The organism is Clavibacter sp. A6099, assembly GCF_021919125.1.
GTDB classification, from domain to species: Bacteria; Actinomycetota; Actinomycetes; order Actinomycetales; family Microbacteriaceae; genus Clavibacter; species Clavibacter seminis.
On the sequence record NZ_CP083439.1, the window covers coordinates 2655117 to 2668943 of the forward strand.

The 13827-nt window shown below is 72.9% G+C and carries 12 protein-coding genes; 2 read left to right on the forward strand and 10 right to left on the reverse strand.

Going from position 1 to position 13827, the window contains the following annotated elements; translation table 11 throughout:
- Positions 1 to 32: 32 nt before the first annotated feature.
- Positions 33 to 1025 carry an aldo/keto reductase gene (locus KYT88_RS12560; protein WP_043583330.1) on the reverse strand — a complete coding sequence of 331 codons (993 nt, stop codon included), beginning with the start codon at positions 1023 to 1025 and terminating at the stop codon, positions 33 to 35.
- Positions 1026 to 1034: 9 nt separating this feature from the next.
- Positions 1035 to 1547 carry a hypothetical protein gene (locus tag KYT88_RS12565; protein WP_237583672.1) on the reverse strand — a complete coding sequence of 171 codons (513 nt, stop codon included), beginning with the start codon at positions 1545 to 1547 and terminating at the stop codon, positions 1035 to 1037.
- Positions 1548 to 1682: 135 nt separating this feature from the next.
- Here KYT88_RS12565 and KYT88_RS12570 point away from each other — a divergent pair, with 135 nt between their 5' ends.
- A complete protein-coding gene (locus KYT88_RS12570; protein ID WP_237583673.1) occupies positions 1683 to 3299 on the forward strand; it encodes a S1C family serine protease in 1617 nt (538 codons plus the stop codon).
- Positions 3300 to 3368: 69 nt separating this feature from the next.
- Here the strand turns inward: KYT88_RS12570 and arfA are convergent, their stop codons facing one another.
- The 5 genes from arfA to KYT88_RS12595 form a co-directional block, all read right to left on the reverse strand.
- The gene (arfA, locus tag KYT88_RS12575; RefSeq protein WP_043583326.1) at positions 3369 to 4907 is read right to left on the reverse strand and encodes an arabinosylfuranosidase ArfA; all 1539 of its coding nucleotides are present in this window, start codon (positions 4905 to 4907) and stop codon (positions 3369 to 3371) included.
- 82 nt (positions 4908 to 4989) lie between these two features.
- Positions 4990 to 5910 carry a carbohydrate ABC transporter permease gene (locus tag KYT88_RS12580; protein WP_043583324.1) on the reverse strand — a complete coding sequence of 307 codons (921 nt, stop codon included), beginning with the start codon at positions 5908 to 5910 and terminating at the stop codon, positions 4990 to 4992.
- The gene (locus KYT88_RS12585; RefSeq protein WP_012039126.1) at positions 5907 to 6851 is read right to left on the reverse strand and encodes a carbohydrate ABC transporter permease; all 945 of its coding nucleotides are present in this window, start codon (positions 6849 to 6851) and stop codon (positions 5907 to 5909) included. The genes KYT88_RS12580 and KYT88_RS12585 overlap by 4 nt, the downstream gene beginning before the upstream one ends.
- A gap of 93 nt (positions 6852 to 6944) precedes the next feature.
- Positions 6945 to 8294 carry an extracellular solute-binding protein gene (locus KYT88_RS12590; protein ID WP_043583322.1) on the reverse strand — a complete coding sequence of 450 codons (1350 nt, stop codon included), beginning with the start codon at positions 8292 to 8294 and terminating at the stop codon, positions 6945 to 6947.
- A 113-nt stretch (positions 8295 to 8407) separates the two neighbouring features.
- Positions 8408 to 9409, reverse strand: a complete 1002-nt coding sequence (locus KYT88_RS12595) for a LacI family DNA-binding transcriptional regulator (RefSeq protein ID WP_043583320.1) — start codon at positions 9407 to 9409, stop codon at positions 8408 to 8410.
- A 119-nt stretch (positions 9410 to 9528) separates the two neighbouring features.
- Here KYT88_RS12595 and KYT88_RS12600 point away from each other — a divergent pair, with 119 nt between their 5' ends.
- On the forward strand, positions 9529 to 9966 hold the full coding sequence (locus KYT88_RS12600; protein ID WP_043583318.1) for a hypothetical protein: 438 nt from the start codon (positions 9529 to 9531) through the stop codon (positions 9964 to 9966).
- A 19-nt stretch (positions 9967 to 9985) separates the two neighbouring features.
- On the opposite strand, the gene KYT88_RS12605 is transcribed toward KYT88_RS12600, so the two are convergent.
- From KYT88_RS12605 to KYT88_RS12615, 3 genes are all read right to left on the reverse strand, one after another.
- Positions 9986 to 10384 (reverse strand): DUF3054 domain-containing protein, encoded by a 399-nt coding sequence (locus KYT88_RS12605; protein ID WP_051629177.1) that lies wholly within the window; start codon positions 10382 to 10384, stop codon positions 9986 to 9988.
- Between the two features lie 9 nt (positions 10385 to 10393).
- Positions 10394 to 12016: a DUF7059 domain-containing protein gene (locus KYT88_RS12610; RefSeq protein WP_043583316.1), complete on the reverse strand. Its 1623-nt coding sequence runs from the start codon at positions 12014 to 12016 to the stop codon at positions 10394 to 10396.
- 76 nt (positions 12017 to 12092) lie between these two features.
- The gene (locus KYT88_RS12615; protein ID WP_043583314.1) at positions 12093 to 13721 is read right to left on the reverse strand and encodes a cellulase family glycosylhydrolase; all 1629 of its coding nucleotides are present in this window, start codon (positions 13719 to 13721) and stop codon (positions 12093 to 12095) included.
- Positions 13722 to 13827 lie beyond the last annotated feature (106 nt).

Sequence of the window (13827 nt, forward strand, 5' to 3'; positions counted from 1 at the left end):
AGCCGATCGGGGCCGTCGTGTGCCTGGCGGGACTACCAGCGCGGGTGGACCGCGGCGCGGAAGTACCGGTCGTAGACGTCCGCGACCTGGCGCTCGAAGACCTCGCCGAGCGCGGGGGCGTCGCCGGCCTGCGCGTTCGCCCGGGCCTGCTCCGCGTTGCGGGCGCCGGGGATCACCGCGGAGACGCCCTCGCGCTGCACGATCCAGGCGAGCGCCACCTGGGCGGGCGTGAGGTCGGGCGCTGCCTCGTGCGCGGCGGCCGCGAACTCGCGGGCCGCGGCGACGCCGTCGTCGTAGTCGACGCCCGAGAAGGTCTCCCCCACGTCGAACGCCGCGCCGCCGCGGTTGAAGTTGCGGTGGTCGGTCTCGGCGAAGGTCGTGTCCGCGGTGTAGCGGCCGCTGAGGAGGCCGGAGGCGAGCGGCACGCGGGCGATGATCCCGACCCCTGCCTCGACGGCGGCCGGCAGCACGCGGTCGAGCGGCTTGAGGCGGAACGCGTTGAGGATGATCTGGACGCTCGCGACGCCGGGGCGCGCGATGGCGAGGAGGGCCTCGTCGGTCGTCTCGACGCTCACGCCGTAGGAGGCGATGGCCCCATCGGCGACGAGCTCGTCGAGGGCGTCGTAGACGCGGTCGCTCGAGAAGACGGGCGTGGGCGGGCAGTGCAGCTGCACGAGGTCGAGCGTGTCGACGCCGAGGTTCCTGCGGGAGCGGTCGGTCCACTCGCGGAAGCGGTCGAGGGTGAAGTTCGCGGGGTCCTGCGCGTCGCGGCGGCCCATCTTGGTGGCGACCGTGACGCCGGCGTCGGGGTGCGCGCGCAGCCAGGACCCGATGATCGTCTCGCTGCGGCCGTCGCCGTAGACGTCGGCCGTGTCGAAGAAGGTGATGCCGGCGTCGGCCGCGGCGTCGAGCACCGCGAGCGCGTCGTCCTCGGCCACGTCACCCCAGTCCCCGCCGAGCTGCCAGGTCCCGAGTCCGATGACCGAGACGTTCCGATGGGTCCTGCCGAGGCTTCTCTGCTCCATGCGTCGAGCCTACGCGCGGGGGACGTCCGCCTCGCGGTCGTCGCTCGCGGCCCGGGCGGGCCGGCGGCGCAGGGCGTGCACGGCGAGCGCGGCGATCACGGCCATCGGGCCACCCGCGACGACGCCCGGCGCGAGGGTCACGAGCAGGGGCACGGCGTCGAGGAGCCAGCGCTCCCCCAGCGGGTCACCGAAGCTGGAGTACGGCATGGAGGTCGCGATGCCGGCGGCGAGCGCACGGAGGCCCAGGCCCGCGGCGGGGAAGGCGACGGCGAGGATCCAGAGCGTCGGGGCGAGCCAGCCGGCGAGGGCCGGGCGGTCGGCCGCTCGGGGGACGTACGGCGCCGGCGTCCCGGGCGTCTGCGGGTCCCCGGTGGGCGCGGACGGACCGGGAGCCTCGGCGCCCGCCTGCGGACCCGTCAGCGGATGCGGCGCCGGAGCTGGTCCCGAGGCCCGCTGGAACGCCGGGTCGAACCGCGGATCCACGTCGACGGGCTCGCCCTCCCCGTCCGACCTCCGCGTCATGACGGTCAGGCTACGCCCGGGTCTGGCCCAGGATGCTTGGCGGACGCTAGTGCTCGTCATGGGGTGCTCATAGGGTCGCCGGGTGTGATCTCCTCATGGCCCTCATCGGGCCACCCGAGACACGAAGGACCCGTCATGAACGAGACACCCCAGGAGCCGACCGGACGTCCGGACGAGGCCCCCACCGACGACACCCGCTCGACCGATGCCGCCCCGGCCGCGGCCGAGACCGCGCAGCCCGCCTGGCCGGCGCCTGCCGGTCCCGCGGCCGACGGTCCCGCAGCGCCCGACGCGCCCCGAGCACACGCCGCGCCCGCGGCCCCCGCGGCGTGGACCGCCCCGACCGACGCGCACGCCACCGCGGGCCCCGCGGTCGGCGCCGGCGCCCCCACCGCGCAGCAGCCGACGGCGCAGCAGCCCACCGCCCAGCAGCCCACCGCCGCCTACGCCACCGCGATGCCCGCCGGGGGCCACCCCTCGGGATCCCCGTGGCCCGCCCCCGCCACCGATGCCTTCGGCCGCCCCCTCCACGTCGACGCGGCCGGGAACCCCGTCCCGCCCAAGCGCATGCGCCGCGGCCTCCGCACGGGCCTCATCGCCGGGGCGTCCGCCCTCGCGCTCCTCCTCTCCTTCGGCAGCGGCACGGCCGTGGGCTTCATGGCCGACCTCGGTCGCTCGAGCTCGCAGGCCGGGAGCACGCAGATCCAGGACCCGGGCTCCTTCACGCCCGGCCAGGGCTTCGGCCGCGGCACGACCACGCTGCCCGGGCAGGGCTCCGGCAGCGGCTCCGGATCGGGATCCGGCACGCAGTCCGGCACCGGGAAGGGCACCTCGGTCACCTCCCCCGAGGCGACCACCGCGCAGAAGGCCGGCGTGGTCACGATCGACTCCGCGCTCACCTACGAGAACGCGGCCGGCGCGGGCACGGGCATCATCCTGTCGTCCGACGGCACGATCCTCACGAACAACCACGTCGTCAGCGGTGCCACCAGCATCCGCGTCACGGTCGAGTCGACCGGCAAGGCCTACGTCGGGAAGGTCGTCGGCACCGACGCCACGCACGACGTCGCCGTCCTCAAGCTCGAGGGCGCGTCGGGCCTCACGCCGGCGAAGCTCGACACCGACGGCGCCCAGGTCGGCGAGGCCGTCACGGGCGTCGGCAACGCGGGGGGCACGGGCACGCTCACCGCGGCGACCGGCCAGGTCACGGCGCTCGGCCAGACCATCACGACGCAGTCCGAGGGCACGGCCGCGGGCGAGACGCTCACCGACCTGATCCAGACGGACGCGGCGATCGTCTCCGGCGACTCCGGCGGGCCGCTCGTGGACGCGGATGGCGAGGTCGTCGGCATCGACACCGCGGCCTCCTCGGGCTCCGAGCAGATCGCCGGGTTCGCCATCCCGATCGACAAGGCCGTGTCCATCGCGAAGCAGATCGAGAGCGGCGTCGAGTCCGGCACCGTCAAGATCGGCTACCCGGCGTTCCTCGGCGTGCTGCTCGCGAACGGGCAGGGCACCGTGGCGGGCGCGCCCGTGCAGGGCGTCGTCGACGGATCCGGCGCCGCGAAGGCGGGACTCGCCCAGGGCGACGTCGTCACCTCGGTCGACGGCAAGGCCGTCGCCTCGGCCTCCGAGCTCAGCACCGCGATCTCCGCGCACAAGCCCGGCGAGTCGGTGAAGCTCGGGTGGACCACCGCGGCCGGCGCCGAGAAGACCGGCACCGTCACCCTCACCGAGGGCCCCGTGAGCTGACCCGCTCCTCCCCCACGACGACGGCCCGTCCTGCATCGCGCAGGGCGGGCCGTCGTCGTGCGGCGGGCGTCAGCTCCGGGTCACGTCCAGCACCACGACCGCCCAGGACAGCGCCGGGAGCGTGAGCGTGAGGCGCCCGCCCTCGGCGTGCACGCCCTCGAGCGGCACGAGGCCGACCTGCTCGCCCGACTCCAGCGTGTTGCTCGCGTGCCGGTCGCCGCCGTCGGGCACGCGCAGGACCTCGGCGCGGAGGATCCGCCCGGCGTCGAGCCCGCGCAGCGCGACCTCGGTCGACGCATCCTCCTCGAGCCCGCGGTTGGCGAGGAAGAGCGACACGGTGCCGGCCTCGTCGTCCCAGGTCGCGCTCACGTCGACCACGTCGGCCGTGCCGAACCGGTCGTTGTCGTAGCGGTCGCTGTCGACCTCGACCTGGAGGATCCGACCCGTCGCGAGCTGCGCCATGCGGGCGAACGGCCAGAAGATCGACTGGCGCCAGGCGGGCCCGCCCTCCTCGCTGCGGATCGGCGCGATCACGTTGACGAGCTGCGCCTGGTTCGCGATCTTCACCCGGTCGCCGTGCCGCAGCAGCGAGTTGAGCAGCGTGCCGACGACCACCGCGTCGGTGACGCTGTACTCGTCCTCGATGACCCGCGGGTGCTCGCGCCAGCCCGCCTTCTCTATGCGGTGCGGCTGGTCCTCGCCGTCGAGCCCGCGCTGGTACCAGACGTTCCACTCGTCGAACGAGAGGTCGATGCGCTTGCGGTCCTTCAGGCGCGCGCCGGTCGCGTCCGCGGTCGCGACGACCGACTCGATGAAGAAGTCCATGTCCACGCTGCTCGCGAGGAAGCTCCGCACGTCGCCCTCGTGCTCGTAGTAGTAGGCGTGCAGCGAGACGTAGTCGACGACGTCGTACGTGTGGCCGAGCACGGTCTGCTCCCACTGGCCGAACGTCGGCATGCCCGAGTTGGAGCTGCCGCACGCGACCAGCTCGATGCTCGGATCCACCAGCCGCATGGCCTTGCCGGCCTCCTGCGCGAGGCGGCCGTACTCGTCGGGCGTCTTGTGCCCGATCTGCCACGGCCCGTCCATCTCGTTGCCGAGGCACCAGAGCTTGATGTCGAAGGGCTCCTCTGCGCCGTTCCTGCGGCGCATGTCGGAGTACTTCGATCCGCCGGGGTGGTTCGCGTACTCCACCAGCGAGCGCGCCGCGTCGACGCCGCGCGTGCCGAGGTTGATGGCCTCCATCACCTCGACGCCCGCGGCCTTCGACCAGCCCACGAACTCGTGCAGGCCGAACGCGTTCGTCTCCACGGTGTGCCAGGCGCCGTCGAGGCGGCGGGGCCGATCCCCGACCGGGCCGACGCCGTCCTCCCAGTCGTAGCCCGAGACGAAGTTGCCGCCGGGGTAGCGCACGACGGTCGCGCCGAGCTCCTTGGTGAGGTCGAGCACGTCCTGCCGGTAGCCCTCGGGCGTCGCGGTGGGATGGCCCGGCTCGTAGATGCCGCTGTAGACGCACCGTCCCATGTGCTCGACGAACGAGCCGAAGAGCCGGCGGGGCACGTCGCCGATGGTGAAGTCGCGGTCGATGGTGATGCGGGCGCGCGTCATGGGCGTCCTCCTTCACGAGCGGCCCGGGCGCGTGCGTCCCGGGCGGGATGGGTGGTGCGGGTCGGGCTGTCGTCGCGCGGCATCACTGCCCGCCGAAGCCGGTGGTCGAGATGCCCTTGATGATCTGGCGCTGGAAGAAGAGGAACACCAGGATCAGCGGCAGCGCGGCGAGCACGGCCGACGCCATGTTCTGCGCGTACTGGATCCCGTAGGCGTTCTTCACGGTCTGCAGGCCGACCGGCAGGGTCATGAGCGTGGCGTCGTTCGTGGCGATGAAGGGCCAGAGGAAGTTGTTCCACGCGCCGATGAAGACGAAGATCGCGACCGCCGAGAGGATGGGGCGCGACAGCGGCATCACGATCTGCAGGAACACGCGCACGCGTCCCGCGCCGTCGACGCGCGCGGCGTCCTCCAGCTCGATCGGGATCTGGTCGAAGAACGCCTTCAGGATGAACACCATGGCCGGCTGCACGATCTGCGGCAGGATCACGGCCCAGAGGGTGTCCACCAGGTTGAACGACAGCATCTGGTAGAAGAGCGGGACGATGAGGATCTGCGGCGGGATGATGATCGACGCGACGATCGCGCCCATCAGCAGCTTGCGGCCGCGGAAGTCGATGCGGCTGAGCGCGTAGCCGGCGAGGGCCGAGAACACGACCGCGACCACGGTGATCACCGTGCTCGTCAGCAGGCTGTTCCACGTCCACAGCGGGATGGTGCCGCCGTTCAGCACCGACGCGTAGGCGTCGAGCGTGAAGCCGCCGGCCGGGAGGATCGTCACCGGGAAGGCCGCGGCGTCCGTCTCCGACTTGAACGACGTGAGCACCGCCCAGAGGAACGGCAGCAGCCACGCGGCGGCGAGCACGATGAGGATCAGTAGCGCGGCGATCCGCGACGGGGCGAACCGCGGCGTCCCCGTGCGGCCCTGGCGGGCGACGGCGCCGGTCGCGGGCCTCCGGGCGAGCGTGCCGGAGGAGAAGGCGGGACGGGTGGCGGTGGTCATGACTTCCTCCGGGTCGCGGTGAACTGGATGACCGAGATCACGACGATCAGGGCGAAGAAGATGTACGAGATGGCGGCCGAGTAGCCGAAGCGGAAGCCGGTGAACCCGGTCTCGAAGACGTACTGCACGATGGGCCGCGTCGATCCGCCTGGCCCGCCCGCGGTCATCTGGTAGATCTGGTCGAAGACCTTGAGCGACGCGAGCACCTGCAGGATCGCGAGGAGCGCGGTGGTCGGGGCGAGCTGCGGGATCGTGATGGAGAACAGCTGCCGCCACTTGCCCGCGCCGTCGAGCGCGGCCGCCTCGTACTGCTGGTCGGGGATGTTCTGCAGCGCCGCCAGGTAGATGAGGAAGTTGAACCCGACGGTCCACCACACGGTGGTGACGACGACGCTCGTCATGGCGAGGTTCGAGTCCTGGAGCCACGCGGGCTGCGGGAGGCCGAACGCCCCGGCGATCGCGTTGACGACGCCGAGCTGCGGGTTGTACATCCACAGCCAGAACAGCGACACCACCGTGGACGCGAGCAGGAACGGCAGGAAGAACGCCAGCCGCCAGAGCCACTGGCCGGGGAGGCCGAGGTTCACGAGCAGCGCGAGCACGAGGCCGACGACCAGGAGCGGGATGGTGCTCGCGATCGTGAACACCACGGTGTTGCCGAGCGAGCGCCACATCTGGCTGTCGCCGAACGCCTCGAAGTAGTTCGCGAAGCCGATGAGCTCGCTGTTGGCGCCCGTGAGGCTCTGCCCGGTGAGGCTCTGGTAGAAGCCGTAGAGGACGGGCCAGACCAGGAACACCAGGAAGGTGATGAGGAACGGGGCGATGAAGAGCATGCCCTGGGTCTGCTCCTTGGCCTTGACCTTGGGCTGCCCGACGGCGGGCCGCGGGGAGGCTGGCCCGGCCGCGGGGGCGACCGGGGTGGGTGGTGCTGCTGTCGTCACGAGTGGACTCCTTCGTCGTTTCGCTGGGAAGAGGGTGCGGCGCCGCGCACGGGCGGCGGCCGCGGGGTCGATCGGGCGCTGCGGGGTCGCGCGCTACAGGGGGTTGGGCTTGGCGAGCAGCGCGTCGATCTGCCGGATGAAGGCGTCGAGGCCATCGCCCGCCTCCTGGCGCCCGAGGAACACGTTCTGCACGTTCTCGGCGAAGTACGTCTGGAAGTCGGAGCCGGATCCGGTGAAGTACGCCACCGGGTCGTACTCGATCTGCTCGGCCGCGTTCGCGTAGTGCGCCTGCGGAAGGAGCTCCGCGTACTCGGGGCTGTCGACGATGGGCTTGTACGCCGGGATGTGCCCGGCGCCCGCCCACTGCAGCGAGTTCTTCAGCAGGTCGGCGACGAACGCGTACGTCCTCTCGCGCTTGACCGGATCCGGCGAGCTCTGGTGCGGCAGCACGAACGCGTGCGAGTCGGCGAAGGTCGCGGGCGTCCCGAACAGGTTCGGGATGGGCATCGCGTCGAACGGCACCTCCGCCTTCTGGAAGGTGGGGAGCTCCCACACGCCCGTGACGATGGCACCGCTCTTGGCGCCCGCGAACTCGGCGATGGCGGTGCCCGCGTCGCCGCTCGGGGTGGCGATCGTGCCGTCGAGCAGGGTCTGGATGTACTCGAGCGACGCGACGGCCTTGTCGCGGTCGTAGACGACCTGGCCGCCCGTGGGCAGCTCCATGTCGCCGCCCATCTGCTTGTAGAACGTGTAGAAGAGACGCCACATCTGGGCGCCGTCGCCGAGGTACCCGTAGCTCAGGGCGTGCTCGCCGGTGACGACCTGCATCGCCCGCATGACCTCGAGGAACCGGTCAGGCGACGTGATCTCCTCGAGCTGGCCGTCACCGCCCAGCACGCCCGCCTGGGCCGCGATGTCCGTGTTGTACATGAGGATGAACGGGTGGCTGTCGAGGGCGATCGAGTACAGCTGCCCGTCGACGACGCCCTTGTCCCAGACGCGCGGCTCGAAGTCGGCCTGGGTGACGCCGAGCTCGGCGAGCCTGTCGGTGTCCCATGCGTCGAGCAGGCCGCCGGGCGCGAAGCCGGGCACGCGGGCCGCGTGCATGATGGCGACGTCGGGGGCGCGGCCGCCGACCGACGCCATGGCGAGCTTCGTGTAGTACGGCTGGCCCCAGGCGAGGACGGTGGCCGTGACGTCGAAGCCGCCGCCGGAGTCGTTCGCCTCCTTCACCATCTCCGTCATGCGGATGCCGTCGCCGCCGGACAGCAGGTGCCAGTACTTCAGGTCGACGATGCCGCCGGCCGACGCCACCTGGGGCGCGCAGCCCGAGAGTCCGCCGACCAGGAACGCGCCGCCCAGGGCCGCCGCTCCGCCCATGAGGATCTGACGCCTCGACCATGCCGAGGGACGTCCCCCGGCCTTTCCCGTAACAGGATCCATTGACCACTCCTTCGTGATGCGACGATCATTACATCGTTGTAATGCGGAGCGCAACGTTTCCCCGGGCCGATCCGACGGAGGCTCGCGGTCGGGTCAGGCCGGGTCAGGCCGGGTCAGGCGGTCGGGCGCGTGCTGCCGCGGACGACTATGCGGTGCGGGATCACGAGCTGCACGGGCGGGCCGTCGCGCTCCTCGATCCGGCGCACCAGCTGGCCGACGGCCGCCTCCGCGTACGCGCGGATGTCGAAGTGCACGGTGGTGAGGGTGGGGATCGAGAAGCGCGACTGGTCGACGTCGTCGAAGCCCGCGACCTGGATGTCCTCGGGTACGCGGATGCCGTGGTCGGCGAGCGCGCGCAGGACGCCGAACGCGAGGCCGTCCGTGAAGCAGAACAGCGCGTCCGGGAGGGGGTTGCCGTCGGCCAGCCAGGCGTCGACGGCCTCGGCGCCTGACGCGCTGTTCCAGCCCGTCCGGTCGATCTCGACGGGCTCCTCGCCCGCCTCCTCCATCGCGCGCCGGTAGCCGATGCGGCGGAGGTCGCCTGCCGCGGACTCCTCGCGCGTGGCCGTGCCGAGCGCCGCGATGCGACGGGCGCCCGTGCCGAGGAGGTGGCGCGTCATGTCGTACGCCGCCTGGACGCTGTCGACGAGCACCCGGTCGACGATCTCCTGCTCGACCTCGCCGATGACCACGACGGGCGGGAGCGACTCGGCCCGCGCGATGGCGCTCCGGGACAGCAGGACGGGGTTGAGGATCAGGCCGTCGACGAGGTGCTCGCGCGCCCGGGACATCAGGTCGCGCTCGCGGTCGGGCCGCGAGCCCGTCTCCTCCATCTGGATGCTGTAGCCGGCCTCGTGCGCCACCTCCACCAGGTGATGCGCGAGCTCGGCGGAGTAGGCGGTGCCGAGGTCGGGCAGGGCGACCGCGATGACGCCCGTGCGCCCGTTGCGAAGGCCGCGCGCGGACAGGTTCGGCACGTAGTCGAGGTCGGCGACCGCCCGCTCGACGCGCTCGCGGGTGGCGGGGCTCACGGCGACGCGGCCCGTGATTACGTTCGAGACCGTCTTCGGGGAGACCCCGGCGCGCGCGGCGACGTCCTTCACTGTCGCGCGCATGGTCCTCCCGGGGCCGACCGTCGGCGGCGTCTGCCGCACGCGGTGCCCTGCGAATCTAATGCACACGCATTCCCCCGCCCGCGGAGGCGACGCCCGGGAGCGCCCGGCATACTTCACGGATGATCTCCACCGCGCACGCCACGACCCTCCTGGAGCTCGGCCTCGAGTGGAGCCCCGAGCCCGGCGACCGGTTCCGGATCCGCGGCCAGGGCTTCGAGTCCGACGTATTCACCATCAGCGAGCTCACGATCGAGGCGCACGAGCACGCCACCGGCACCGTGCTGGGCTTCAACGGGACGACCGAGTGGGCGCTCGACTCCGTGGCCCTCGAGGACAGCCTGTGGCTGCCGCGCGAGGACCAGCTCCGGGCGCTGCTCGGCGGGGCGTTCCGATCGCTGCGGCGCGAGATCGGCGGCGCGGAGGACGGCGCGCACGTGGTGCTCGTCGTGATCGACGGCGCAGAGGTGGAGCACCGCGACCTCGAGGCCGAGGAGGCCTACGCGAAGGCGCTCATCGCCGTGATGGAGGCCGCGGCACCGACGACGCCCGGCGCCTGAGGCGTACCGGCCGGCGGGCTCAGGCCCGCGCGCGCCGGCGGACGACGACGGCCGAGATCGCGCGCCAGCCGAGCATCAGGAGCCCCAGGATGATCGCCGTCGTGATGACGAACGGCACCACCACGCCCTCGCCGCTGAGCGCGCGGAGCACCATGCCGACCACGAGCGTCACTCCCCACACCACGAGGCCGGTGGGCACGACGCGCGAGGGGCTCCGCCAGGCCCGGGCGACGATCCAGCCGGCGAGCCCGCCCGCGAGGAAGGGCCACGCGGTGCCGAGGACGCCCGAGGGCGCGAGGTCCTCGCCGTGGCTCGCCCGGCCGATGAGGACGAAGACGACGATGAGCGCGGCGTCGAGGACGACGGCGCGGACGATCTCGGGACGGGCGGCGCGGCGGCGGGAGGTGCGGGGAGTCACCCGGCGATCCTAGGCGTCGCGCGCTGGGCGGTCGGCGAGTCCGTCGTCGTCGGGCACCGCGCCGGGGAGCGTGAGGAACCCGTCGGCGACGAGCGCGCGGACCCGCGGGAGCAGCTCGGCGCGCAGGGCGACCGCGTCCACGCCGGTGAGCTGCGCGACGGCGTCGACGATGGCGCCCACCGCGAGCTCTCCGTCGCACGCGCCGACGAGCGCCGCGAGCCCGGTGTCGAGCGGCACCTCGCGGCCGAAGCCCGCGCCCTGGCGGAGCGTCATGACCGTGGGATCCTCGGCACCAGGCCAGTAGTGCCGCTCCTCCGTGACGTCGCCAGCCACCACGAGCGCGAGCCCGGCGAGCGCGCGGTCGTCGACGCCGGCGAGGGCGTCGTGCGCGGCGAGCGAGGCCTGGAGGTGGTCGCCGAGGCCCGTCGGGTTGTGGCCGAGGCCGCCGTGCAGCCGCTCGATCCGGCGGAGCGTCGGCGTCCCCGCAGCGGGGCGACGGAGGGTGAGGTAGCCGAAGCCGACCGCGTCGACGCCGCGCGCGGCGAAGTCGTCGAGCCAGGCGTCCATGAGCGCCTCCGACTCGGGCGTGCCGGCTCGGGTGCCGCCGTCGCGGATCCACGTCTCCGCGTACAGCGCGGCGTCCTGCACCTCGCGCTCGACGACCCAGGCGTCGAGGCCGGATCCGGTGCGCGCGGCCGCCCGGTCGAGCCAGCCCGCGACGCGCTCGAGGCCGGGCTCCCCGGCGCGGTGCTCCCAGTTGCCGAGCAGCTGCGCGACACCGCCGGGCGTGAGGTGGTCCGCGAGGTCGGCGACGACGCCCTCGACGAGCGCGTCGCCGACGAGCCCGGCGTCGCGGTACTCGTAGGCGGGCACACCCTCCGCGCGCGGCGTGATCACGAACGGCGGGTTGGAGACGATGTGGTCGAACCGCTCCCCCGCCACCGGCTCGAACAGGCTGCCGAGCCGCAGCTCGATGGTCGTGATCCCGTTGAGCGCCGCGTTGAGCGCCGCGAACGCGAGGGCGCGCGCGGAGATGTCGGTCGCCACGACGCGGTCGGCGTGGCGGGACGCGTGCAGCGCCTGGATCCCGCAGCCGGTGCCGAGGTCGAGCGCGGTGGCGACGGGCGCGGAGATCATGAGGCCGCTGAGGGTGGCGGACGCGCCGCCGACGCCGAGCACGTGGTCCTCGTCGAGGGCACCGCCGGTGGCGAGCTCGCCCAGGTCGGACGCGATCCACCACTCGCCGACGCCGTGCGCGTCGATGAAGCCGTAGGGGCGGAGGTCGACGGCCGGGCGCACCCGCTCGCCGTCGACCTCGACGAGGCCGAGGCGCGCGGCGCCGCCGAGCCCCAAGGTCGGCAGGGCCGCGCGGAGGTCGTCCGCATCGACCGGGTCGCCGAGCACGAACAGGGCCGCGAGCACGGCTGCGGCGGGGAGCCCGTCGGACGTGCGGGCGGCCTCCACGGCGCGACGGGCCGGGATCCGGTTCCCACGGTGCAGCGCCTGGCCGGCGGCGTCGCCCCAGACGCCGAGCGCCGACGCCAGCGTGAAGGGCGCCGCCTCGAGGTCCGCCCGCAGCGCCCGCACCTCGGGGGTCGCGACGGTCACGGGCGGGATCGCGGGGCGGGGCATTGGTCGAGCTTAACCGGCGAGGCGCCGGCCGCCGGGCGGGTGCCCGACGACCGGCGCCGTGGATGCGGGATGCTGCTCAGCGGCTGGTGACCGTGAGCCGAGGAGAGGACGGGGCCGGGCCGCCCGCCGCCTGCAGGCCGACGTGCACGGTCTGACCCGCGGACAGCGCGCCCGCCCAGTCGGCACCCGTGCAGGTCACGGTGCCGGACGCGGCGGCGCAGCGCATGCCCCAGCTGTTGCCGACCGAGGTCGTGCCCGGGCTCGCCCAGGACACGGTCCACCCGGCCACCGCGGACTTCGCGGTCACGTCCACGTCGGCCACGTAGCCGGACGACCAGGATCCGCCGGGCTGCCACGTCGCCGTCACGGCACCCGAGGTGGCCGGCGCCGGCTGCGGCTGCGGCTGCGGCTGCGGCTGCGGTGCCGGCGTGGTCCCGGAGGAGGACCCGGAGCCCTTCGACGCGCCGGAGCCCGAGGACGACCCGGATCCCGACGACGAGCCCGAACCGGAGCCGGACGCCGGGTGCAGGATCGGCGCCATCGCGTCGAGCTTCGCCTGCTCGGGGGTGACCCAGTCGCTCTTCACCAGCCCGCCGGTGTCCCCGCTGTCGGGGTTGAACGACCAGAAGGACGAGCTGATGCCGGTCGTCTGGAGGTACGTCACGAGGGTCGAGAGCCACTGCTTGTCGCTGGTGGTCTCGAGCTTCGTGCCGAACTCGCCGAGCAGCACCGGGGCGATGCTCTTCTTCGCGAGGTAGCCCCAGTGGGTGTCCCACACGCTCGTGAGGTTGTTCGGGTAGTCGGGCGAGCTGAACCACGACTGCGCGTAGATGCTCGACGGATAGTCGTGCGGGGAGTACACCACGCGGTTCGGCACGCTCAGCTCGACCGGCTTGTCGCCTGCGGCGCCGAGGGCACCGGCCCACCACGTGCCGGATCCGTCGGGCTGCTTCTCGGTGCCCTCGACGATGACGAGCAGCTTCGGGTTGACCGACAGCACCGCGTCGCCACCGCGCTCGGCGGCGAGCCGCCAGTCGGTGCCCATGTCCCCGGTGCCCCACGTCGCCCGACCGTGCGGCTCGTTGTGCAGGTCGACGCCGATGACGGTGGAGTCGTCCTCGTAGCGCTCCGCGAGCATCTTCCAGTCGGCGATCCACTGCGCCTCGGAGAGGTCGTTCGAGTACCACAGCTCCGACTGGCCGTCGGTCGTCGGCCGGTGCTGGTCGAGGAACACGTTCAGGCCGTTGGCCTTCGCGGAGGCGATGGCGCGGTCCATGAGCTGCAGCGGGGAGATGCCCTTCAGATCCGGATTGGCGGTGGTGCCCCAGTCGGCGACGCTCGACGCATGGAGGCAGTCGTTCGAGAACGGCATGCGCACCGTGGTGAAGCCCATGTCGTGGAGGTGCTTCATGCCGCTGTCGAGGGTGATCTTGTCGAGCCCGTGGAGCACGCAGCCCGACGACTCGAGCCCGAACCAGGCGGCGCCGCGGATCGTGTACGTGGAACCGGACGAGTCGACGATCTTCCCGCCGTCCGTGTGGAGCCATCCGGACGCGGTGGATGCGGTCGACGCCGCGGCGGGGTTCGCCGAGGCGGAGCCCGGGTCAGCTGCGGAGGCCGAGGCGGCTGACGCTCCCGCCGCCGCGAGCGCGACCGGGAGGAGCAATCCGAGCAGGGCTGTGGTGATGCCTCTTCGTGTGTTCATGCGGGAAGGCTAGGACCGCCGCGCCCGCCGTGCGCGCATCCCTCACACCCTGTGAGGGTGCGTTCGCGGGCGACGCCGGGAAAAGCAAAAACCCCGCCGGAGCGGG

Bases quoted from the DNA above. Each gene is read 5' to 3' on its own strand.
- KYT88_RS12580 (WP_043583324.1), bottom strand. From the start codon at position 5,910: ATGACCACCGCCACCCGTCCCGCCTTCTCCTCCGGCACGCTCGCCCGG.
- KYT88_RS12565 (WP_237583672.1), bottom strand. From the start codon at position 1,547: ATGACGCGGAGGTCGGACGGGGAGGGCGAGCCCGTCGACGTGGATCCG.
- KYT88_RS12560 (WP_043583330.1), bottom strand. From the start codon at position 1,025: ATGGAGCAGAGAAGCCTCGGCAGGACCCATCGGAACGTCTCGGTCATC.
- KYT88_RS12595 (WP_043583320.1), bottom strand. From the start codon at position 9,409: ATGCGCGCGACAGTGAAGGACGTCGCCGCGCGCGCCGGGGTCTCCCCG.
- KYT88_RS12590 (WP_043583322.1), bottom strand. From the start codon at position 8,294: ATGGATCCTGTTACGGGAAAGGCCGGGGGACGTCCCTCGGCATGGTCG.
- KYT88_RS12570 (WP_237583673.1), top strand. From the start codon at position 1,683: ATGAACGAGACACCCCAGGAGCCGACCGGACGTCCGGACGAGGCCCCC.
- KYT88_RS12600 (WP_043583318.1), top strand. From the start codon at position 9,529: ATGATCTCCACCGCGCACGCCACGACCCTCCTGGAGCTCGGCCTCGAG.
- arfA (WP_043583326.1), bottom strand. From the start codon at position 4,907: ATGACGCGCGCCCGCATCACCATCGACCGCGACTTCACCATCGGCGAC.
- KYT88_RS12615 (WP_043583314.1), bottom strand. From the start codon at position 13,721: ATGAACACACGAAGAGGCATCACCACAGCCCTGCTCGGATTGCTCCTC.
- KYT88_RS12610 (WP_043583316.1), bottom strand. From the start codon at position 12,016: ATGCCCCGCCCCGCGATCCCGCCCGTGACCGTCGCGACCCCCGAGGTG.